The following is a 22,064-nucleotide window of genomic DNA, read 5'->3' on the forward strand; positions in this document are numbered from 1 at the left end:
GACATTAAAAATCATAACACGGAACAGATCGATCGCATGATTACCATTCAAACTGTCATTAATGCAGGATTAAAATAAGAGAACTCAGCAGACCCATCGACAGTTCACCCAAAAATAAAATATCAATAATTAATGCGCGGGATAAAATCTCCGCGCATTACTCAAAAGAATTATACTGTCAGTAAATACCTATCGGAAATTCCTTACTTGGTATTGTACGGACCTTCGTCAAAACCAACAAAAATCTGGATATTGTTTTTGTCCGCCGTCGGCACGGTGATTGCCTTGTCATTGAAGACAAACTGCGTTGCGGTATCTCCATTGGCTATCGTAACCGCCTGCTTGTGCAGCTTGGAATAGATGACTTGATCGCCCTGGCGGACGGCAACACGGATTGGCATAGTGATGGTGCCGCTCTTGTATTTTGGTCCGGGTACGACCTTACCGGCAGCAGCGACATCAATCGTCATGGTCCCTGCGCCATGTTGGCAGGCGCGGGTCGTATCGGTCAGGGCGGCTTGATAGATCACACGCGCGGGATCCTTGTCACCGCCCTTCTCATATGTATTGAAGAAGGCCGTGCCGTCACGCAGCGAAACCGAAGGACAGAAGGCGCGCAACTCGGATTCCTTGATGCGCTGGTCGCCAGTGGCGGCGGGAGTGGTCAAGGAAGAACCTGGACCTCCGTCGGCGGCCTTATCAGTGCCACTGGTTGTGCAGCCTGCAAGGGCTGCGAGCAAAACCGTTGCAAAGACTGGAAACAACGATGAACGATTCTGTGGTGCTGTTTGCATAAACCGGGCTTCCCTGCACTGATCGACCTGTCTTTTACATCACGCATGTGTGTAGCGCGATGACGTTTTCCCGTTTTTTGCTCCAGAGAGCAACCCCCATCCGCGTCAACATGCTTTAAAACCTTGCGGCTTTTTTAGGGACGCTCTATTGCATTACCCGGCTCAAAACCGCTCCGATCCGAAATGAAGGCCCAAGAAATGAAATATGTAAGCACGCGTGGGGAAGCGCCGGTCCTGGGGTTCAGCGATGCATTGCTCGCCGGTCTAGCCCGGGATGGCGGTCTCTATCTGCCACAGGATTATCCTCAGTTTTCACCAGAACAGATCCGCGACCTGCGCGGAAAATCCTATGTGGATATCGCGCTGGCCGTGCTCACTCCATTTGTCGATGGCGAAATTCCGCATTCGGATTTCCGCCGTATGGTGCATGAAGCTTACGGTACTTTCCGTCACGATGCAGTCTGCCCGCTGGTTCAAACCGGCGCTAATGAATTCGTGCTTGAGCTTTTCCACGGCCCGACACTCGCCTTCAAGGACGTCGCCATGCAGCTTCTCGCTCGCATGATGGACTATGTGCTGGCACAACGCGGCGAACGTGCAACTATCGTCGGCGCCACATCGGGCGACACGGGTGGCGCAGCTATTGAAGCCTTCGGCGGTCGCGACAATACCGACATCTTTATCCTGTTCCCGAACGGTCGCGTATCGCCGGTGCAGCAGCGTCAGATGACATCGTCCGGCTTCTCCAACGTTCATGCCCTTTCCATCGAAGGCAATTTCGACGACTGCCAGAACCTTGTGAAAGGCATGTTCAACGACCTACAGTTTCGCGATGCGCTGTCGCTTTCGGGTGTAAACTCGATCAACTGGGCGCGCATCATGCCGCAGGTCGTCTATTACTTTACGGCGGCGCTGAGCCTCGGCGCGCCGGATCGCGCGGTATCTTTCACCGTACCAACGGGCAATTTCGGCGATATTTTCGCGGGCTACGTCGCCAAGCGCATGGGTCTCCCCATCGACCAGCTGATTATCGCCACCAACGATAACGACATTCTCTCACGCACGTTGGAAACCGGCGCGTATGAAATGCGCGGCGTTGCACAGACGACATCGCCTTCGATGGACATCCAGATTTCCTCGAACTTCGAGCGCCTCCTGTTCGAAGCACATGGACGCGATGCAGCAGCACTGCGCGGCCTGATGGACAGCCTGAAACAGTCGGGCGGTTTCTCGATCTCCGAAAAGCCGCTCTCGGCGATCCGCAGCGAATTTTCTGCGGGCCGCTCGACGGTCGATGAGACCGCGGAAACGATCAAATCCGTGCTTGAGGCGGACGGCTATCTGCTTGATCCGCATTCGGCAATTGGCCTGAAGGTCGCTCGCGAAAATGTGTCCAATGCAGCGCCTATGGTTGTCCTAGCAACCGCACATCCGGCCAAATTCCCTGATGCTGTAAAGGCTGCAAGCGGTGTCGAACCGCAGCTTCCTGCATGGCTTTCGGACTTGATGGAACGAAAAGAAAGCTTCACAGTTCTTCACAACGACCTGAAAATCGTGGAAGAATACGTTCGCCGCCATTCGAGAGCATAAAAATACCGGCTCCGAGACGAGAACCAGAGCGGGAATGCAGGGAGCAGTTTGCTTATGGGTGTTGAAGTAACGCGTCTTTCCAATGGATTGACGATAGCCACCGATACGATGTCCCACGTGGAAAGCGTGGCGCTTGGAATTTGGGTCAAGGCCGGTGCGCGAAACGAAGCTGCCGACAGGCATGGCATTGCTCATCTTCTTGAGCACATGGCATTCAAGGGAACTGAAAACCGTACTGCCTGGCAAATAGCATCGGATATCGAAAATGTTGGCGGCGAAATCAATGCCGCCACCAGCGTCGAGACCACGTCCTATTATGCGCGCGTTCTGCGCAATGACGTGCCGCTCGCCATCGATATCCTCTCCGATATCCTGACTGCCTCCAAGTTCGACGAAGCTGAACTGGAACGCGAAAAACAGGTCATCATGCAGGAGATCGGCGCGGCGCACGACACGCCCGACGATATTGTTTTCGACCGTTTCACCGAAACAGCTTACCGCCATCAGCCGATCGGGCGCGCCATTCTCGGCGAACCTGAGACGGTGATGTCTTTCACCTCCGCCGATCTGCGCCAATATATGGACGAGCAATACAGCGCCGACCGCATGGTCGTGACGGCTGCAGGCGGCGTCGATCACGACGCCTTCGTGAAGGAAGTCGAAAAACGCCTCGGAGGCTTCCGCGCCCACAATACAGCCCCCACGCTCGACCTTGCCCACTATGTCGGCGGCGATTTCCGTGAAAATCGCGAACTCATGGATGCACAGGTTCTGATCGGCTTCGAAGGACGCGCTTATCATGTGCGCGACTTCTATGCCTCGCAGCTTCTCTCCATGGTCCTTGGCGGCGGCATGTCTTCACGCCTCTTCCAGGAAGTACGCGAGAAACGTGGCCTCTGCTATTCCGTCTATGCCTTCCATTGGGGCTTCTCGGATACCGGCTTGTTCGGCATCCACGCTGCAACGGGTCGCGACGAGCTGGTCGAACTGGTTCCCGTCCTGATCGATGAACTGCATAAGGCAGCCGACTCCATCAGCCTGGAAGAAGTGGACCGCGCCCGCGCGCAATATCGTGCAAGCCTTCTTATGTCACAGGAAAGCGCTGCGAGCCGTGCGGGACAGGTTGCGCGCCAGTTCCTGCTCTATGGGCGTCCTGTCGAGAATAGCGAGCTGATGGACCGCCTTTCGCTCATTACGCCTGAACGGTTGACGGATCTGGCCGGACGACTGTTCCTTGACAGCAAGCCCACCATCGCCGGTGTCGGCCCGATTGGACGACTGATGAGCTTCGATGGGCTGTCGGATGCTCTTTCCACCAGCGCACATGCGAGAAAGATCGCTGTTTAAGGGAATATGTAATTAGGGGAATAGGGGAGTATGTGACGTTGAACATTTTGTCTTTGCTACTCCCTTCTCCCTCCACTCCCTTTCTCCCCTGAATGTCATGATCGGCCTGCCTTTCCGTAGAAGCAATCCGACCGTCCTGCGTGGGCAGCGCATCTATCTGCGCGAGCCGATGATGAGTGATTTTGCGAGCTGGGCCAGCTTGCGGGAACAGAGCCGCGCGTTTCTGGCACCATGGGAGCCGACATGGCCCGCTGACGACCTTACCAAAAGCGCCTTCCGCCATCGGATGCGGCGTTTTCAAGATGAAATATCGGCTGGAACCGGCTACCCGTTTTTTGTGTTCCGCAACAGTGACGACAAACTTGTCGGCGGCATTACGCTCGGTAATATCCGGCGTGGTGTCGGCCAGAATGGCATGATCGGCTACTGGAGCGGCGAGCCTTACGCCGGCAAGGGCTATATGACCGAAGCCCTATCGCTGGTTATCCCCTTCGCATTCGATCAACTCCGGTTGCACCGGATTGAAGCAGCCTGTATCCCTCATAATGAGCGTTCGATACGGCTTCTCGAAAAAGCCGGATTTGAGAGAGAAGGACTGCTGCGTTCCTATCTCAAGATAAACGGCTTCTGGCAGGACCACCTGCTTTTCGCCCTTATAGAAAGCGACAAACGTATGACGGATAACCGCATGATCAATGGCAAGGTTGGACGCTCGTGACGGGTTTTGCGGATAAGTGGTTTGTTGCTGGTGTGCGATTTCTCGCGCTCATGGTTTTTCTGACCGTTTCGGTCGTCCAGGCATCGGCCATTGAACCGATCAAGATTTCCAAGGAAGATACTGCCCTCGACCTGTCTCGCGCTGTCGAACTTCTGCGCAACAAGGGTGAAAGCGTGCAGGTATCGACTGCTCCGGGCCCTGACGGCATTGTCCGCCGCATCGAAGTGCAGGCCGATCAGAACAGTAAGGCATCCGGCGACTGGGCCGCTTTCTCGATTGCAAATCCCACCGACGAGCAGATCGACCGCCTGATTGTGGCTCCGCATTTCCGTCTTGTCGGCTCCGGCGTCATTTGGCCCGATCTTGGCTCCCCGCGTATTGCATCGATCACACCAAGCGAGGGCTTTGCCCTCGACCGCCAGCCAAGCGCCGATGCAGACGTTTTCCGCATTACGCTCAATCCGGGCAGCGTTGTCACCTTCGTGGCCGAACTGTCTTCGCACAACTTGCCCCAGCTCTATCTCTGGGAGCCGGAAGCCTACAAGGACGCGGTTAACTCCTACACGCTTTATCGCGGTATTCTGCTTGGCATTTCCGGACTGCTGGCGCTGTTTCTGACCATCCTTTTCGTCGTCAAGGGCACTTCGCTGTTCCCTGCAACCGCCGCACTTGCGTGGGCGGTTCTGGCCTATATCTGCGTCGATTTCGGCTTCTGGAACAAGTTGATGGAGATAACGCCGGGCAATGAGCAAATCTGGCGCGCGGGCACCGAAGTGGCACTTGCCGCCTCACTTGTGATTTTCCTGTTCACCTATCTCAATCTCAACCGCTGGCACGATCATTTCAGCTACGGCGCGGTAACATGGGTTCTGGGTCTGCTGGCACTTGCAGGGGTTGCCGTCTTCGATCCGCCCGTGGCTTCCGGTATTGCGCGTATTTCGCTGGCACTTACCGTTGTGTCCGGTGTCGCTATTATCGGCTATCTGGCGGTCAAAGGGTATGATCGCGCCGTCATGCTGATACCAGCCTGGCTTCTTACCCTCATATGGCTTTTGGGTGCCTGGATGACGGTTTCGGGCAGGCTCGATAATGATATCGTGCAACCTGCCCTTGGCGGTGGTCTTGTCCTGATCGTTCTTCTGATCGGCTTTACCGTCATGCAGCACGCCTTCGCTGGCGGGGCGCTGCAACAGGGCCTTCTGTCCGACATGGAGCGACAGGCTCTCGCCGTCATCGGTGCGGGGGATATCGTATGGGATTGGGACGTACCGCGCGACCGCGTGGTGACCACGCCCGACATAGCCAATTATCTTGGCAATACGGCCAACAGCCTGCAAGGTCCGGTGCGCAACTGGCTTCCCGCCATGCACGCCGACGACCGCGACCGCTTCCGCTCGACGCTTGATGCCATTTTGGAAAACCGGCGTGGACGTATCGGTCAGATTTTCCGGCTCCGTGCCAATGATGGCCACTATCACTGGTATGCGCTTCGTGCACGCCCCGTCATTGGTTCAGATGGCGAAGTGGTGCGTTGTGTCGGCACGCTGGTCAATGTAACGGAACAGAAAAAGGCCGAAGAACGCCTGTTGCACGATGCGGTGCACGACAATCTGACCGGCCTTCCAAACCGCGAACTGTTCCTCGATCGTCTCAGCAATGTCATGAACATGGCGCGTGGTGAAAGCAATCTGCATCCAACGGTATTCATCATCGACATAGACCGCTTCAAGCAGGTCAACGACAGCCTTGGTATGTCAGCGGGCGATACGATCCTCCTGACGATTTCGCGCCGTCTGGCGCGCCTCATGAAGCCGCAGGATACACTCTCGCGCCTGTCTTCCGACCAGTTCGGCCTGCTGCTCGCCTCTGAAAGCGATCCGGGGCGCATCGCCTCCTTTGCCGAGGCTCTGCGTCAAGCCGTTCGTGCACCGATTGCCTATGCAAAGCGCGAAATTGTTCTGACAGCGTCCGTCGGCCTGATTACCTGGACGAAGACGGCAACAACCGCCGAAGACTTCGTGAAAGACGCCGAACTTGCCATGTATCAGGCAAAGCGCTTCAGCGGTGACCGCATCGAGCCATTCCGTCCAGCCTTCAGGGCCATCGGCAGCGACAAACTCCAGCTTGAATCCGATCTGCGACGCGCGCTGGAACGCGACGAGATCAGCCTCGTCTATCAGCCCATCGTCAAGCTCGACGAGGGCACGATTGCCGGTTTCGAAGCGCTCATGCGCTGGGAGCACCCACGGCGCGGCGCCATTTCGCCCTCGGAATTCATTCCGATTGCCGAGAATTCCGGCCTTATCATCCAGCTTGGCCTGTTTGCGATGCAACGGGCTGCAGAAGATCTGTTCGCATGGCAGGAACAATTCCCGAAGCTCGACCTTTTCGTTTCGGTCAATCTGTCATCCACACAGCTCATCCGTCAGGACCTCATCAACGATGTCCGTTCGGTGCTTTCGCGCATTCATCTCAATCCGGGCAGCCTCAAGCTTGAACTGACTGAATCCGTCCTCATGGAGAACCCGGAGCAATCCACACACGTGCTCGCACGGCTTAAAACGATGGGTATTGGCTTATCGCTTGACGATTTCGGAACCGGATATTCTTCACTGGCTTATCTCACGCGCTTCCCGTTCGACATCATCAAGATCGACCGATCCTTCGTGAAGGGCGACCAGCCGCAGAAAGCCACCCTGCTGCGTTCAATTGTGAGCATGGCGCATGATCTTGGTCTTGCTGTCGTGACCGAAGGTGTGGAGAGCGAAAGCGATGCGCTTCAGCTTCGTCAGATGGGTTGCGAATATGTGCAGAGCTTCATGTTCGGCCAGCCGACGAGCCGCGACGAAGCAACCCGCATGATCCGTGAACAGCTCAACGCTGCGGCGGCCTGATTAGGGCAGTAGGAAAATATGGCCGTTTCGGCCATACGCAATTCAAACATATTGCCTTACTGCCCTATTGCCTTAATCCTGCTCTCAGGCATGCCCTGCATCGGAAACAAGCCGGGACATATCGATGCCCATATGGAGCATCAGGCGCGAATATTTGCCCTCGATGTCGCTGTCGAACAGCATGTCGAGCGGCGCGTCGCAGGTTAGCCAGCCATTCTCGGCAAGTTCCACCTCGATCTGGCCCGGCGCCCAGCCGGAATAGCCTAGCGCCATCAGCGCGCGTGACGGCCCCCTGCCCCCGTAAATGGCGCGCAGAATATCGACCGTTGCTGTGAGGCAGACTTCCTCCGAAACCGGCATGGTGGAATCAACCATGTAATCATCGGAATGCAACACGAAGCCGCGCGTGCGGTCCACAGGCCCGCCATTGCGTACCATCATATGCTGCGCGCGATCCGGCAGAATAATCAGCTCATCCTCATCGATGACCCCGATTTGACGCAGAAGGTCTGGAAATTCGACCGGCTGAAGCTGATTGATGATGAAGCCCATCGCGCCTTCATCGGAATGCGCACAAATATAGACCACCGACCGGGCAAAACGCTCGTCGCTCATTCCGGGCATGGCAAGCAGGAACTGCCCGTTGAGAAAACCCTGCTCCTTGTTTGGCGCCTTGAGAATGGTCATGAATATGAAGGTAGCAAGACTACGCGAAATAACAATGGTCATTTATTTCCCGCCTCGGATTCGACGTGAAAACTCGTTCGGATAACCAACTAGGCTTCCTCAGCACAAGCAACCGATGGACGTCGCAGCTCGACATTATTGGACTTGAAGCGACCATCTTTTCATTCCATCTTTTGCCCATGAACATCCGAACTCTTGCACTCGCACCGTTTCTGTTGGCCTCGCTGGTACTTCCGGCATTGGCCTCGACCTCTGACTGGACCGAGACGCCCGGTGGGCGTGTTCGCGTCATCATTGAAGACAACAGCCCGAACAACGCGACCAGCAACGAACGGCGCGGTGCCTTGCAAGTTGAGTTGCAGCCAGGCTGGAAAACCTATTGGCGTAATCCCGGCGATGCAGGAGTTCCGCCGCAGATCAACATCGAAGGTGAGGCGAAAGCACAGATCGATTTTCCTGCACCTGTCCGGTTTGGCGGAGAAGATGAAGGCGGGATTGGATATAAACAGCCCGTTTCACTGCCGATAGTCTTTCACCTCACAGCCGCCGACACGCGGCTGAAAGGCCATGTTTTCCTTGGTGTCTGTGAAAAAATATGCATTCCGGTGCAGGCTACGTTCGAATTCCCACTCAATGAAGATGGACAACAGGATTCGCCACAAGCGATAGCGGCCCGCACGATCATTGAGACTGCGTTCGACCGGCTACCGACGGCGGCAACCTCAACGTTCGGCATAAGCGATGTGAAGCGGGAAGGAGACCAAGCCGTCTTCGATCTTGCTGTTCCCGACCCCGCCGCCCCTGTGGAGCTGTTTGTCGCCAGCGACAAGATCAGGATTTCCGATGCCGTCGCAATTGAAAGTAGTCAGCCCGGCCACCGTTTCACTGCAAAGGTGCACGGGGAGGCAGATAATGCCGTCGTTGACTATACCATCGTGCAGAACGGGAAAGCCGTCTCCGGTCAGGTGACGCTGGATTAGTTTTTCCTGCTTCTATCCTTGTTTTAAAATTGTCCAGCGACCTGTTATCGGTTTAACTGTGCCGCCCGCGCTTCGCGGTGCGATTAGAGTTTGACAGTAGGCAGCGGAGCAGACGGCCCCCTGCCCCGAGGAGAAATTAGATGACGATCAAAGTTGGCGACAAGTTGCCTGCAGCGACTTTCAAGGTGAAGACCGCAGACGGCGTCAAGGAAATGACGACCGACGAAGTCTTCAAGGGCAAGAAAGTCGTTCTCTTTGCCGTTCCAGGCGCCTTTACGCCGACCTGCAGCCTCAATCACCTGCCGGGCTATCTCGATAATCGCGACGCGATCCTTGCCAAGGGTGTCGACCAGATCGCGGTTGTTGCGGTGAACGATGCTTTTGTCATGGGCGCTTGGGCACAGAGCACGGGCGGCGAAGGCAAGATCCTCTATCTGGCCGATGGTTCAGCAGTGTTCACAAAAGCGGCAGGCCTTGAGCTCGACGCAACGGCTGGCGGCCTTGGCATTCGTTCTAAGCGTTATTCGGCAATCGTGGAAGACGGTGTGGTCACAACGCTCAACATCGAAGAGCAGGCCGGACAGGCGGTTACATCGGCTGCGTCGGGCATTCTCGAACAGCTTTGATCTAGAGCATTTCCAACGATTTCATTAGAGCGCGTTTCGATCTGACTGGATCAGATCGGCGCTCTAACAAAAAAGGGCGGCAATGCCGCCCTTTTTCAAAAAAATTATTGCACTTTCAGTGACTTACGCCCACCATACTTGAATGGCTCCATACCCTCCCGGGCAAGTTCGTCGGCGCGTTCATTTTCCGGATGTCCGGCATGGCCCTTGACCCAATGCCAGTTGACCTTGTGCGGCTTGCGCGCTTCATCAAGCGCCTGCCAAAGCTCAGCATTCTTGACCGGCTTTTTGGCTGCAGTCTTCCAGCCATTGCGTTTCCAGCCTTCGATCCAGCCGGAAATGCCGTCACGCACATAGACCGAGTCCGTATAAAGATCGACTTCGCACGGTTCTTTGAGTGCCGAAAGCGCCGAAATAGCCGCCATCAACTCCATGCGGTTGTTGGTCGTGTCGGCTTCGCCGCCCTTCAGTTCCTTGACATTATCATTCCAGCGCAGGATTGCGCCCCAGCCGCCGGGGCCGGGATTGCCCGAGCAGGCACCGTCCGTATAAGCCTCAATCCGCTTCACGCAGTTGCTCCCTGCTGCTCAAGACCATATTCGGCAGCAGTTTCGATCTGGCGATGGAAGCGGATCTTGCGCACATACTCCATTGGGTCTTTCTTGACCACGAAACTGCCTTCGGGAACATTCAGCCAGTCATAAAGCCGGGTGAGCATGAAGCGGATGGCGGCCCCACGCGCCAGAACCGGCAGTGCATCGGCTTCCGCCGCAGAGAGCGGACGAACCGAAGTATAGCCGCGCAGCAGTGATGCACCTTTGGTGCGATTGTAGGAGAAGTCTTTCTCAAAGCACCATGCGTTCAGGCAGACGGCAACGTCGTAGGCCAGAGTGTCCGTGCAAGCGAAATAGAAATCGATGAAGCCCGAAAGCCTGTCACCAAGGAAGAAGACATTATCCGGAAAAAGATCAGCATGGATCACGCCCTGCGGCAGGTCGGCAGGCCAGTTCTTTTCCAGAAAGGCAAGGTCAGCTTCCGCCTCGCGGACGAGGCCCGGTTCCACCGTATCCGCGCGCTCACGCGACAGGTTCCACAACGGGCGCCAGTCGGCCAGCGTCAGGCCATTGCGGCGGCGCAGCGAAAAATCAGCTCCTGCCAGATGCATATGTGCCAGCCCTTCGCCGACCGCTTCGCAATGCTCCACCGTCGGGCGGCGCATCCACATGCCTTCAAGGAAAGTGACGATTGCAGCAGGCCGTCCGGCAAGCTCGCCAATTGTCGTGCCATCACGGCGAACCACAGGCTGCGGGCATTCCAGCCCACGGCTAGCCAGATGCTGCATCAGGCCGAGAAAGAACGGCAGATCTTCGCGATTGGTGCGCTTTTCGTAAAGCGTCAGGATAAATGAACCAGAAGTCGTATGCAGAAGATAGTTGGAGTTCTCCACTCCCTCCGCGATACCTTTGTAAGATGTCAGTGTGCCGATATCGTACTGCTGCAGGAAAGCGCCAAGTTCGATTTCATTGATATCCGTATAGACGGCCATGCCGCTTATTTCCCTTGTATGATCTTGGGCATCAATTTCGGAATACCGACCACCCGGTGTTCCCCGTTGACGAATGCCATATCCTGCACCGTCAGTTCCACGTCGCGAATCTCGCGATTCACAAGGAAATTCTCGGTTTCGACCGTAGTTTCGGCCAGTTCAATCTTCACGTTGAAGCGTGCCTTAAAGGCATCGATGATTTCATCGACGATGATTTCAGGCGCGGAAGCACCTGCCGATAACCCCACAACCGATATATCACCGATGCGATCCCACTCGATATCAGCCGCGCGTTGAACCAGCATCGACATCCGTGCGCCCGCCTTCTCCGCCACTTCAACCAGTCGCTTGGAGTTGGAGGAATTGGGCGCACCGACGATCAGAAAAAGATCGCATCCGGGAGCGGCGGAACGCACTGCATCCTGCCGGTTGGTCGTGGCATAGCAGATCGATTCCGCAGCAGGCGCGGAAAGGTTTGGAAAGCGTGCTTGTAATTCTTCGATAATGCCTGCTGTGTCATCCACCGAAAGCGTCGTCTGCGTCACGAAGCCGAGATTGTTCTCATCATCGAAATGGCAGCTGCGCGCATCCTCAACCGTTTCGATCAGTGTCACCGCACCGTCCGGCAATTGCCCCATCGTGCCAATCACTTCCGGATGACCGGAATGGCCTATCAGAATGACATGGCGACCGAGGCGCTGATGACGCATGGCCTGCTTATGAACCTTGGAAACCAGCGGACAGGTTGCGTCGAGATAGAACAGGTTCTTGGCTTCCGCATCGGCAGGCACCGATTTCGGCACACCGTGGGCGGAGAATACTACCGGCTGATCACAGTGTTCGGCGGGTATTTCGTGCAGTTCCTCGACAAAGATCGCGCCACGGGACTGCAAACCCTCAACTACATATCGGTTGTGCACGATCTCATGACGAACATAAACCGGCGCGCCATATTTCTTCAGCGCCAGCACAACAATCTGGATCGCCCGGTCCACTCCGGCACAAAAGCCGCGCGGCCCGCAAAGACGAATTTCCAGTGATGGTCGCTGATTGGTCATGAAGCGTGCTCGTAAGGTTCGGCGTGTCTTGAAACTTTAAGCGCGTAACGCGTTTAAGTTTTTGTTTCACACATGTCTTTGTCCCCAAAACTGGTGCGCTCTTTTGGGAAACATGCACTCGTCTCGGAGTTGGGCTGCAACGAGGCCGTTGTCAACCCCTCACCGCTCTTCGTCTTTATTCTCGCTGTCTCGGACGGAAAACCGGTCTCCACTTTTCCTAAGACAGCGATAGCGCCACAACCACGTCCCGACAACCCCTATCAGGGCCAGAGCGAGGCCGTACCATGTCATTGCATACTGCAAATGGTTGTTGGGAAAATCGATAATCGTCACGCCACCGATAGGCAGACCACCTGGATTAGATTTGTTATCTGCATCGACGAAGAACGGCACGACCTCATCCAGATTTGGCAGATCGGCGCTTTCGGCCATCGCCGTCCAGTCTTTCCAATAGAAGATATTCTTGGCGATATCGTTGTCTGGAAGGAAAAACCCGGGCTTAACCGACAAGGGGTCGCGTGCCAGACCGGTCACACTCACCGGGCCATCAACCTGTCCTTCAACACGTGTTGAAGGATCTTTTTTTTCGTAGGGAACGAAGCCGCGATTAACCAGCACGAAACGCCCATCTTCAAGCATCAACGGCGTATAGACATTATATCCGGCGGCTCCTTCATAGGTGGCCAGAAAATGCCGCTCTCCCTGATGCATGAAAGTGCCCGAGACCGTCACCGGGCGATATTCGACCGATCCCTCCTGCTTGTAGATTTTTTCCATTTCGGAAAGCGGCAAAGGCGCTTCATGAACGCGCTGTTCGGTCGATTCGATCAGCGCTTCCTTCCATTGCAGGCGTTCCACCTGCCAGGTGCCAAGCGCCAGCAAAATGACGAGCGCTATGGCGGATGCGATCACCACACCCCACGGAAAGCGATGCGACTGCTGTGCTGTCGTCATTTACTGTCATCCCGTCGGCTGTCTATCCGCCCCAGCGCTGCCTTGTTGCGATATTGAATATTGATAAGGATGCCTTTGGCCCATCGCATGGCGACGAGGCTGAGGATAATGGCGAGCGGCACCCACAGGATGAAGTGTACCCAGAGCGGCGGCCCCACATTCACTTCCATCCAGAGCGCAAGACCAACGACGATGAAGCCGATAATCAAAATGACAAACGCCGCCGGACCATCGCCGGAATCAGCAAACGCGTAATCCAGTCCGCAAGCCGAGCAGCGTGGAGCGACTTTCAGGAAGCCGTCGAACAGCTTCCCCTCGCCGCAACGCGGGCAGTGTCCGGCAATGCCACTCTTTATGGGATCGACCGGCGGATAAATGTTCTGATCCGGCATTACGCTTCCCTTCTCAATATCTTTTCACAAACAAAAGGCGGCCATGTTGCCAGGGCCGCCTCGGAATTTTTACCCGCTAATGATCAGCCGGCGTGCATCGGCGCGCCCCATCCACCCCATACATAGATGGCGAAGAACAGGAACAGCCAGACCACGTCAACGAAGTGCCAATACCAGGCAGCGGCTTCGAAACCGAAATGCTGCTTTGGCGTGAAATCACCACCGATTGCGCGGAAGAGGCAGACCAAAAGGAAGATCGTGCCGACGATAACGTGGAAACCATGGAAACCGGTCGCCATGAAGAAGGTCGCGCCGTAGATCGAATCCTTGAACGCAAACGGTGCGTGGATATATTCGTATGCCTGCACAAAGGAGAACAGGACACCCAGAGCCACGGTGATTGCAAGGCCGGTGATCATGCCCTTGCGGTCATTGTGCAGCAGCGCATGGTGCGCCCAGGTCAGCGTCGTGCCCGACAGAAGCAGGATTACGGTGTTGTAGAGCGGCAGGTGCAGCGGATCGAGAACCTCGATGCCCTTCGGAGGCCAGACGCCGCCTGTGAACGTGGCGCGCGCTACCTGATGCACTTCATTCGGGAAGAGGCTTGCATCGAAGAACGCCCAGAACCACGCCACGAAGAACATAACTTCCGAGGCGATGAACATGATCATGCCGTAGCGCAGATGCAGCGACACGACGCGGGTATGGTGGCCCTCATGCCCTTCCTTGATCGTATCAGCCCACCAGCCATACATGCAGTAAAGCACAATCGCGAGGCCGATGAAGAATATCCACGGCGTCACAATGTTGAGGCCGAAGAACGGCAGCTCACCGGCATTGATGTAACGCATCCAGGCAATACCGCCGACGGCAAGCACGAATGCACCCACCGAGCTCAGGAACGGCCAAGGACTGGGCGCGATAATATGATAGTCGTGATTTTTCTGATGAACGTCGGCCATGTCTCTCCCCGTAAATCCCCTTAGGGGCTCCTCTCTCGTACCTTCCTGCTTAAACCCCTAACGCGGTGCCAAGCAAGTCTGTCTGTAACAAGCGGTATTTCTTGTCAGAATAAAACCGCTTCATTGTTTTGTCTTTGCGGCATTATGCGCCGCTAGAACATTTCGTGATTCCCTGGATCATTGGAAATGCTCAATCTTCTTGTTTTATGCGCATGTCTCCTGAAACCGGTTCCCGTTTTGGGAGGCATGCGCTAGGCATCAGCTTCCGTTGGTTGGCGTCTCGGCCTTGGCATTTGCGACCGGCTTCGGCTTTTCAATCGGAAAGAATGTATAGGACAGCGTGATCGTCTTGACGTCTTTCAGATCGGGATCGTTGACGATCTCCGGATCAACAAAGAACACCACCGGCATTTCCATGTCTTCGCCCGGCTGTAGGGTCGTATCCGTGAAACAGAAGCATTCAACCTTGTTGAAGTAAGCTCCTGCCCGACCTGGCGCGACGTTGAAGCTTGCGCGACCATAGGTCGGCTGATCGAACAGGTTACGCGCTTCATACTTGATCATCGTCGTTTCGCCGATGCGAACCGTGACCTCGCGCTGTACAGGCTTGAAATCCCATGCCAGTCCATTGGCCGTATTCGCGTCGAAACGCACCTTGATGGTCTTGTCGAGGATAGTATCCGAATATTGCTCCACCCGCTGCGTCGTGCCGCCATAGCCCGTCACCTGACAGAAAATGCGGTAGAGCGGAACGGAAGCGTAGGCTGCACCGATCATGCAGACAAAGAAAGACAGGCACGCAAAAGCAATCGTCGCATTGGAGCGCTGTTGCTTCTTCAGCTTTTGATCCTTTTCCTGCTGATCCGCCATTTTCTCCTCCCAGATTAAGTTTAAAGCGTATCGCGTATTATCTACTTCATACGACAGGCTTCAAACCGTTGTATGTATGCAGTCTTTATCCCAAGATCGGCTCGCGTGTTTGGGAGACAAGCTAGATCGGCCGCACCAAAACGTTCACACCCAGTTTCGCAATTGTGCCGATGTAAACAAGCAGCACGAACAGCGCCAGAGCGATTGCCAATCCCCAAGAGCGATTGCGCTGGGCTCGCTTCTGCTGTTCCGTCGGAACAATCAGCTCCAGCTCGTTGTCCGTCGGCTTCTGTACGGTTTTATCCATTAGAACCCTCCAAAGGCGACCAACGCCTTCATTACCAGCGCCTCGACAAGCAGCACCGCAAACAATCCCGACAGGTATAGCAGCGAGAAACGGAACAACTTGCGGGCGGCGGCCAGCATTTCAGGCTGTGATCCGGCAACCCACATGCGCCATGCATAGTAAACGAAGGCCAGTCCAAGCAGCGTGGCAATCGCGCCATAGACCGGACCCGCAAAGCCAAGCACCCACGGCAGAACGCCAACCGGCGCCATGATGATCGAGTAGAAGAGTGCCTGACGCCGGGTCGAAAGCTCGCCCTTGACGTTCGGCATCATCGGAATACGCGCCGCTTCATAATCATTGGCTGAAAAGAGCGACAACGCCCAGAAATGCGGAGGGGTCCACAGGAAGATAATCATGAACAGAACGACACTGTCCCAGGTGATTTCGCCTGTCGCAGCCGCCCAGCCAATCATCGGAGGGAATGCGCCCGCCGCACCGCCGATGACGATGTTCTGTGGCGTCGAGCGCTTCAGCCACATCGTATAAACGACGGCATAGAAGAAAATCGTAAAGGCAAGCAGTGCGGCCGACAGCCAATTGACCATCAGGCCAAGCGTGACGACTGAAAAGGCTGAAAGCGTCAGGCCGAAGGCCAGAACCTGATTGGGCGCAATGATGCCAGCTGGAATAGGCCGGTTGCGCGTGCGCTTCATCACTGCGTCAATATCAGCATCATACCACATGTTCAGCGCGCCAGACGCGCCAGCGCCGACCGCTACGCACAAGATGCTGATGGCAGCGAGCACAGGATTCATATGTCCCGGTGCGACCACGAGACCGACCAGCCCGGTGAAGACCACAAGGGACATCACCCGGGGCTTCAAAAGAACAAGGTAATCCCGCGCAGTCGCTTCGGAGAGAGCGAGCGCGTCGTCGGTACCTGCGTTTTTTTCCACCAGAGACATTTTGACTTTAAAAACCTCAAATTCACCGGTCCGAACACCGCGCCCCTACAGCACGGATCGGCACAATCACAACAATGTCCTCCCGGAAACCGTTCTGTTCCCGCCGGAAATGCCGTGGCCGACTTTTTCGTCTACCGGCGACGGGCGGAACAGAATGCCGCCTGCCCATAGCACATTTTGTAAAGAAGGGCGAAGTCTTTTCCGGACTCCGCCCATCGCACGATTACTTGATGCGCGGCAGCTGTTCCCACTGGTGGAACGGCGGTGGCGACGAGAGCTGCCATTCCAGCGTGGTTGCGCCTTCACCCCATGGGTTTGCACCGGCTTCACGCTTCTTCGCAAATGCCTCGAAGACATTGTAGAGGAAGATCAGGACTGCGAAGCCCGAAATATAGGAGCCGTAGGACGACACCATGTTCCAGCCTGCATAGGCATCCGGATAGTCGATGTAACGGCGCGGCATGCCAGCAAGACCGAGGAAGTGCTGCGGGAAGAAGACCAGGTTCACGCCAACGAAGGTGACCCAGAAATGCAGCTTGGCCGTAAACTCATTGTACATGTAGCCGCTCATCTTCGGGAACCAGTAGTACCAGCCCGCGAAGATCGCAAACACCGCACCCAGCGACAGAACGTAGTGGAAGTGCGCCACAACGTAGTAGGTGTCGTGCAGTGCGCGGTCGAGACCGGCATTGGCGAGCTGAACGCCCGTCACACCACCGACCGTGAACAGGAAGATAAAGCCGATTGCCCACAGCATCGGTGCGCGGAACGTGATCGAACCGCCCCACATCGTCGCGATCCACGAGAAGATCTTGATACCCGTCGGAACAGCGATGACCATCGTGGCGAACACGAAGTAACGCTGCGTGTCGAGTGACAGGCCAACCGTATACATGTGGTGAGCCCAGACGACGAAGCCCACGACACCGATTGCCACCATGGCGTAAGCCATGCCGAGGTAACCGAAGATCGGCTTGCGCGAGAAGGTCGACACGATGTGGCTGACAATGCCGAAGCCCGGCAGGATCAGAATGTACACTTCCGGATGCCCGAAGAACCAGAACAGATGCTGGTAAAGGATCGGATCACCACCACCGTCCGGCGTGAAGAAGGTCGTTCCGAAATTGCGATCGGTCAGCAGCATGGTGATGCCGCCTGCCAGAACCGGCAGCGAAAGCAGCAGCAGGAATGCCGTCACCAGAACAGCCCAGGCGAAGAGCGGCATCTTGTGCAGCGTCATGCCCGGAGCGCGCATATTCAGGATCGTGGTGATGAAATTGATCGCGCCGAGAATCGACGAAGCACCGGAAATGTGCAGCGCCAGAATGGCGAAATCGATTGCCGGACCAGGCTGGCCGGTCGTCGATAGCGGCGGATACAGTGTCCAGCCGCCACCAGGGCCCCAACCACCGGGTGCCGAAGGCATGAACAGCGAAATCATCAGCAGCAACAGCGCAGGCGGCAGAAGCCAGAACGAGATGTTGTTCATGCGCGGGAAAGCCATGTCCGGCGCGCCGATCATCAGCGGCACCATCCAGTTGGCAAAACCACCGATCAGCGCGGGCATGACCATGAAGAAGATCATGACCAGAGCATGCGCGGAGGTGAACACATTGAACATCTGCTTGCCGGCATCAAGCGCGGCATCGCCCTCAACACCGTAAACCATGGACGCCAAGCCATGGAAAATCTGGATGCCCGGTTCCTGGAGTTCGGCGCGCATCGCGATTGACAGGGCGCCGCCGATAATACCGGCGATGATTGCAAAAATCAGGTACAGGGTACCGATGTCTTTATGATTGGTCGAGTATACCCAACGAACCCAGCCGTGCGGCTTGTGGTCGTCGTGAGCACCATGCTCGTGAGCTGCTGTGCCAGCCATGGAATTCGCTCCCGTTTTTCAACAGTCTTGGCGTTCGGGATCAGAGACCCGCCGCAGCCACTTTATCGTTTGCGCCACCTTCAACAGCGGCCTGAAGCGCCTTGTTCGCGCCGTTCAAATCCGATCCCGCAGCGGCGATCCAGGTCTGATACTGCTCTTTCGAGACAACGCGCACGGCGATCGGCATGAAGCCATGATCCTTGCCGCAAAGCTCAGAGCACTGACCGTAGTAGAGGCCTTCCTTGTCTGCTTTGAACCAGGCTTCGTTGATACGACCCGGAACAGCGTCCATCTTCACGCCGAAAGCCGGAATGGTCCACGAATGAATCACATCGGCAGCAGTGACGAGAAGGCGAACCGTTTCGCCGACCGGAACCACGACTTCATTGTCGACGGCCAGAAGACGCGGATAACGCGCGCGATCTTCCTTGCCGGCAGCGGCGCGATCGCCATCCTTCAGAAGAAGGGCATCAAAGCTGACCGGATTATCGACCTGATATTCGTAACCCCAATACCACTGATAACCCGTTGCCTTGACCGTCAGCGTCGGATCTTCCGGCGAATACTGCGCCGTCAGAAGCTGGAAAGACGGAACCGCCAAAAACAGAAGAATGATCACAGGCCCGATGGTCCAGACCACTTCAATAGCGGTATTGTGACTGGTTTTGGACGGCTCCGGATTCGCGCTCGCACGAAAGCGAAACACCACCCAAAGCAACAAAAACAGAACCAGCAAGGTAATTGGAATGATGAACCAGAGCGTATAGCGCTCAAACCAATGAATCTGTTCGGCAATTCCAGTCGCTGCGTCCTGAAATCTCCATTCCCAGGGACGGGGCTGGTCCGCAAAAGCGGCACCAGTCGTCCACAGCACTGCAAGAGCGCCGCCGAAGGCGCCCTTCGTTGTGGCAACAATCTTATCCACCAGAACTCTCTCCCTTTTCGCCCTTTCGAGCTGGACGCCGGACGCTAAAGACGGCCGCATCCCCCGTCGGCGTTCAAACCACACCTTAGCGCACACCGCAAGGAAGGCGAATATGTTCCTGTGCGGCATTTTTGCGCGCAGTCCATGTGGGAAAGAGCCGATGTCCGAGTTTAATCAATGCGCCGGAGCTGCTCGTTTTCACCGTGAAAACTTGGGAAAACCGTACGAAACCCATAATGAAGCCATGATTTGACAAGACGTTTCCTTTAACGTGCCGCGTGACAATCGACGCAACAGACGGTATCACCGTTGCTATGATGGCCAGGACTGATAATCGCCAATCACGGCGCTTTTCATGGCCAATGCAGCGCGTTAACGTCCCGGTGATTCGATCTGGAGATTTCATGACTTTTCGCATGCTTGCCCGCCGCACGATCAGCCAGCGCCTCGCAACACTTGCAACAGGCGTCAGCTTGGCGCTTGCCGTTGCAGCGCTTCCTTCGGTTGCTCAGGAAACACCGGCGCAGTTACAAACCCCACAAGAGGCCCCCGCTGCCCAGTCGCAGGCGGCTCCGAGCAGCCCGCAGCAGAGCGGCAAGCTCAAGTCGCAGCATGGCGCATGGTCCGTTCTGTGTGATACGCCCGCGGGCGCCAAGACTGAGCAATGCGCGCTGATCCAGAATGTGGTCGCCGCAAAGCGCCCCGAACTGGGGCTTTCGGTCGTCGTTCTCAAGACCGCAGACAACAAGGCGCGCATTCTTCGTGTTCTGGCGCCACTAGGCGTTCTGTTGCCCAACGGTCTCGGCCTCAATGTCGACGGCAAGGATATCGGTCGCGCCTATTTCGTCCGCTGCTTCGAAGACGGCTGCTACGCCGAAGTGATCCTTGAGGATGAACTTCTCAAGACATTGCGTTCCGGCAAGGCTGCGACCTTCATCGTCTTCCAGACGCCGGAAGAAGGCGTGGGCATTCCTGTCGATCTCAAGGGGTTCGGTGAAGGCTTCGACGCTTTGCCTTGATCACAACTGAGATGACCGGTTGTTCTCAACCGATTTAAGGCTTACATCCTGCAGCAAACACATGCTGCAGGATGTATTTTATGAAAAGCCTGATCGACAGTTTCGACGCCAGCCGCGACGATATCGAGCGTCTTGTCGCCCAAAGCCTGAAGGGCAGCGACGACGGAGAGCTCTTCGTGGAATATCGCGAGGCGGAGGCGCTTGTTTTCGACAATGGTCGTCTCAAGACCGGCTCCTTCAATCAGGATCAGGGATTCGGCCTGCGCTCGGTCGCAGGCGAAGCCATCGGCTATGCCCATGCGGGCGATCTTTCGCTTGCGGCCTTGAAGCGCGCTTCCGATGCGGTTTCTGCAACCCTTAAGGGCTATGGCGGAAGCTATTCGGCGGCACCTGCCGGCACGAACCGTCACCTTTACACGGATGAAAACCCCATCGGTTCGCCGACATTCGATTCCAAGGTGCAGCTTTTGCAGCAAATAGACGCCTATCTGCGTGCCAAGGACCCGAAAGTACGTCAGGTTTCCGTTTCGCTCGCAGGCTCGTGGCAGCAGGTCGAAATTCTGCGCGCCGACGGTCATTTCGTACGCGATATACGGCCCATGGTGCGCCTGAGCGTTGCGGTAGTTGCAGGCGATGGCGACCGTCAGGAATCAGGTTCGCATACGGTTGGCGGACGCAAGGGGTTTGGCGAGTTCATCACCACTGAAAGCTGGCAGCATGCCGCCGATGAGGCATTGCGGCAGGCACTCGTCAATCTGGAAGCTATCCCCGCCCCGGCAGGCACATTCGACATCGTTCTTGCCAATGGTTGGCCAGGCGTCATGCTGCATGAAGCCGTCGGGCACGGGTTGGAAGGTGACTTCAATCGAAAGAAGACCTCTGCCTTTGCCGGTCTGCTTGGACAGCAGGTTGCCTCCAAGGGTGTCACGGTCATCGATGACGGCACGATTGCCGAGCGCCGGGGTTCGCTGACCATCGATGACGAAGGCACCCCGACTAATCGCACCGTGCTGATCGAAGACGGTAAACTCGTCAATTATATGCAGGATCGCCAGAACGCCCGCCTGATGGGCATGGAAGCTACCGGCAATGGACGCCGCGAATCCTATGCTCACGCACCTATGCCGCGCATGACGAACACCTACATGCTTTCCGGCGACAAGACGCCGGAAGAGATCATCGCCTCCATGAAAAAGGGCATCTATGCCGTTTCCTTTGGCGGTGGTCAGGTCGACATCACCTCCGGCAAGTTCGTATTCGGCTGTACGGAAGCCTACATGATCGAGGACGGCAAGGTCGGCGCGCCGATCAAGGGAGCGATGCTGATTGGCAATGGTCCGGATGCGATGCAGCGGATTTCGATGATCGGCAACGATATGAAGCTTGATACGGGTAGCGGCAATTGCGGCAAGGGTGGTCAGTGGGTACCTGTCGGCGTCGGCCAGCCGCATCTGCGCATGGATCAGGTAACGGTGGGAGGCACGGCTGTATAAGAGCCCTGCCGTCTTCCGCGCTTTCGCTCAGATGCCTGCTTTTTGTGTCATCTAACTTGCAGATATCACCGGT

21 protein-coding genes are annotated in these 22,064 nt (G+C 56.2%); 8 read left to right on the top strand and 13 right to left on the bottom strand.

Annotation, left to right across the window (positions count from 1 at the left end):
• Nucleotides 1-203: 203 nt before the first annotated feature.
• Nucleotides 204-794: a hypothetical protein gene (locus AC1RHM_RS15360; protein WP_010658415.1), complete on the bottom strand. Its 591-nt coding sequence runs from the start codon at nucleotides 792-794 to the stop codon at nucleotides 204-206.
• A 198-nt stretch (nucleotides 795-992) separates the two neighbouring features.
• Here AC1RHM_RS15360 and thrC point away from each other — a divergent pair, with 198 nt between their 5' ends.
• From thrC to pdeA, 4 genes are all read left to right on the top strand, one after another.
• Complete coding sequence (gene thrC, locus AC1RHM_RS15365; protein WP_029925493.1) at nucleotides 993-2,384, top strand: threonine synthase; 1,392 nt, start codon at nucleotides 993-995, stop codon at nucleotides 2,382-2,384.
• Nucleotides 2,385-2,438: 54 nt separating this feature from the next.
• A complete protein-coding gene (locus AC1RHM_RS15370; protein WP_010658413.1) occupies nucleotides 2,439-3,731 on the top strand; it encodes a M16 family metallopeptidase in 1,293 nt (430 codons plus the stop codon).
• A gap of 97 nt (nucleotides 3,732-3,828) precedes the next feature.
• A complete protein-coding gene (locus tag AC1RHM_RS15375) occupies nucleotides 3,829-4,449 on the top strand; it encodes a GNAT family N-acetyltransferase (protein WP_036581253.1) in 621 nt (206 codons plus the stop codon).
• Nucleotides 4,450-4,499: 50 nt separating this feature from the next.
• Nucleotides 4,500-7,343: a phosphodiesterase PdeA gene (gene pdeA, locus AC1RHM_RS15380; RefSeq protein WP_051517785.1), complete on the top strand. Its 2,844-nt coding sequence runs from the start codon at nucleotides 4,500-4,502 to the stop codon at nucleotides 7,341-7,343.
• A gap of 84 nt (nucleotides 7,344-7,427) precedes the next feature.
• On the opposite strand, the gene AC1RHM_RS15385 is transcribed toward pdeA, so the two are convergent.
• Nucleotides 7,428-8,030 (bottom strand): YqgE/AlgH family protein, encoded by a 603-nt coding sequence (locus AC1RHM_RS15385; protein ID WP_029925498.1) that lies wholly within the window; start codon nucleotides 8,028-8,030, stop codon nucleotides 7,428-7,430.
• 179 nt (nucleotides 8,031-8,209) lie between these two features.
• Between AC1RHM_RS15385 and AC1RHM_RS15390 the strand changes: the two genes are divergently transcribed.
• Nucleotides 8,210-9,010 carry a protein-disulfide reductase DsbD domain-containing protein gene (locus AC1RHM_RS15390; protein ID WP_036581273.1) on the top strand — a complete coding sequence of 267 codons (801 nt, stop codon included), beginning with the start codon at nucleotides 8,210-8,212 and terminating at the stop codon, nucleotides 9,008-9,010.
• A gap of 140 nt (nucleotides 9,011-9,150) precedes the next feature.
• Nucleotides 9,151-9,636 carry a peroxiredoxin gene (locus AC1RHM_RS15395; protein WP_010658408.1) on the top strand — a complete coding sequence of 162 codons (486 nt, stop codon included), beginning with the start codon at nucleotides 9,151-9,153 and terminating at the stop codon, nucleotides 9,634-9,636.
• Between the two features lie 104 nt (nucleotides 9,637-9,740).
• Here AC1RHM_RS15395 and rnhA read toward each other — a convergent pair whose 3' ends face one another.
• From rnhA to coxB, 11 genes are all read right to left on the bottom strand, one after another.
• Complete coding sequence (gene rnhA / locus AC1RHM_RS15400) at nucleotides 9,741-10,205, bottom strand: ribonuclease HI (protein WP_012090854.1); 465 nt, start codon at nucleotides 10,203-10,205, stop codon at nucleotides 9,741-9,743.
• Nucleotides 10,202-11,182 (bottom strand): homoserine kinase, encoded by a 981-nt coding sequence (locus tag AC1RHM_RS15405; RefSeq protein ID WP_036581282.1) that lies wholly within the window; start codon nucleotides 11,180-11,182, stop codon nucleotides 10,202-10,204. Before AC1RHM_RS15405 ends, rnhA begins: the two co-directional genes overlap by 4 nt.
• 5 nt (nucleotides 11,183-11,187) lie before the next feature.
• Nucleotides 11,188-12,240: a 4-hydroxy-3-methylbut-2-enyl diphosphate reductase gene (ispH, locus tag AC1RHM_RS15410; protein ID WP_036585942.1), complete on the bottom strand. Its 1,053-nt coding sequence runs from the start codon at nucleotides 12,238-12,240 to the stop codon at nucleotides 11,188-11,190.
• 159 nt (nucleotides 12,241-12,399) lie between these two features.
• The gene (locus tag AC1RHM_RS15415; RefSeq protein ID WP_036581287.1) at nucleotides 12,400-13,194 is read right to left on the bottom strand and encodes an SURF1 family protein; all 795 of its coding nucleotides are present in this window, start codon (nucleotides 13,192-13,194) and stop codon (nucleotides 12,400-12,402) included.
• Nucleotides 13,191-13,586, bottom strand: coding sequence for a DUF983 domain-containing protein (locus tag AC1RHM_RS15420; protein ID WP_029925511.1), 396 nt, complete (start codon nucleotides 13,584-13,586; stop codon nucleotides 13,191-13,193). The genes AC1RHM_RS15415 and AC1RHM_RS15420 overlap by 4 nt, the downstream gene beginning before the upstream one ends.
• An 83-nt stretch (nucleotides 13,587-13,669) precedes the next feature.
• Nucleotides 13,670-14,548 carry a cytochrome c oxidase subunit 3 gene (locus tag AC1RHM_RS15425; RefSeq protein WP_012090850.1) on the bottom strand — a complete coding sequence of 293 codons (879 nt, stop codon included), beginning with the start codon at nucleotides 14,546-14,548 and terminating at the stop codon, nucleotides 13,670-13,672.
• A gap of 258 nt (nucleotides 14,549-14,806) precedes the next feature.
• A complete protein-coding gene (locus AC1RHM_RS15430) occupies nucleotides 14,807-15,418 on the bottom strand; it encodes a cytochrome c oxidase assembly protein (protein WP_036585944.1) in 612 nt (203 codons plus the stop codon).
• A 121-nt stretch (nucleotides 15,419-15,539) separates the two neighbouring features.
• Nucleotides 15,540-15,725, bottom strand: coding sequence for a cytochrome c oxidase system small membrane protein (locus AC1RHM_RS15435; protein WP_010658400.1), 186 nt, complete (start codon nucleotides 15,723-15,725; stop codon nucleotides 15,540-15,542).
• Nucleotides 15,725-16,672: a heme o synthase gene (locus tag AC1RHM_RS15440; RefSeq protein ID WP_010658399.1), complete on the bottom strand. Its 948-nt coding sequence runs from the start codon at nucleotides 16,670-16,672 to the stop codon at nucleotides 15,725-15,727. Before AC1RHM_RS15440 ends, AC1RHM_RS15435 begins: the two co-directional genes overlap by 1 nt.
• 223 nt (nucleotides 16,673-16,895) lie before the next feature.
• Nucleotides 16,896-18,554, bottom strand: coding sequence for a cytochrome c oxidase subunit I (gene ctaD / locus AC1RHM_RS15445; RefSeq protein ID WP_010658398.1), 1,659 nt, complete (start codon nucleotides 18,552-18,554; stop codon nucleotides 16,896-16,898).
• A gap of 40 nt (nucleotides 18,555-18,594) precedes the next feature.
• Nucleotides 18,595-19,479: a cytochrome c oxidase subunit II gene (gene coxB / locus AC1RHM_RS15450; protein WP_010658397.1), complete on the bottom strand. Its 885-nt coding sequence runs from the start codon at nucleotides 19,477-19,479 to the stop codon at nucleotides 18,595-18,597.
• A gap of 404 nt (nucleotides 19,480-19,883) precedes the next feature.
• Here coxB and AC1RHM_RS15455 point away from each other — a divergent pair, with 404 nt between their 5' ends.
• Together AC1RHM_RS15455 and tldD are read left to right on the top strand one after the other, a co-directional pair.
• Complete coding sequence (locus tag AC1RHM_RS15455; RefSeq protein ID WP_010658396.1) at nucleotides 19,884-20,498, top strand: invasion associated locus B family protein; 615 nt, start codon at nucleotides 19,884-19,886, stop codon at nucleotides 20,496-20,498.
• Between the two features lie 80 nt (nucleotides 20,499-20,578).
• Nucleotides 20,579-21,991 (top strand): metalloprotease TldD, encoded by a 1,413-nt coding sequence (tldD, locus tag AC1RHM_RS15460; protein WP_036581290.1) that lies wholly within the window; start codon nucleotides 20,579-20,581, stop codon nucleotides 21,989-21,991.
• Nucleotides 21,992-22,064 lie beyond the last annotated feature (73 nt).

The organism is Brucella sp. GW823-FHT04E01 (genome assembly GCF_058796175.1).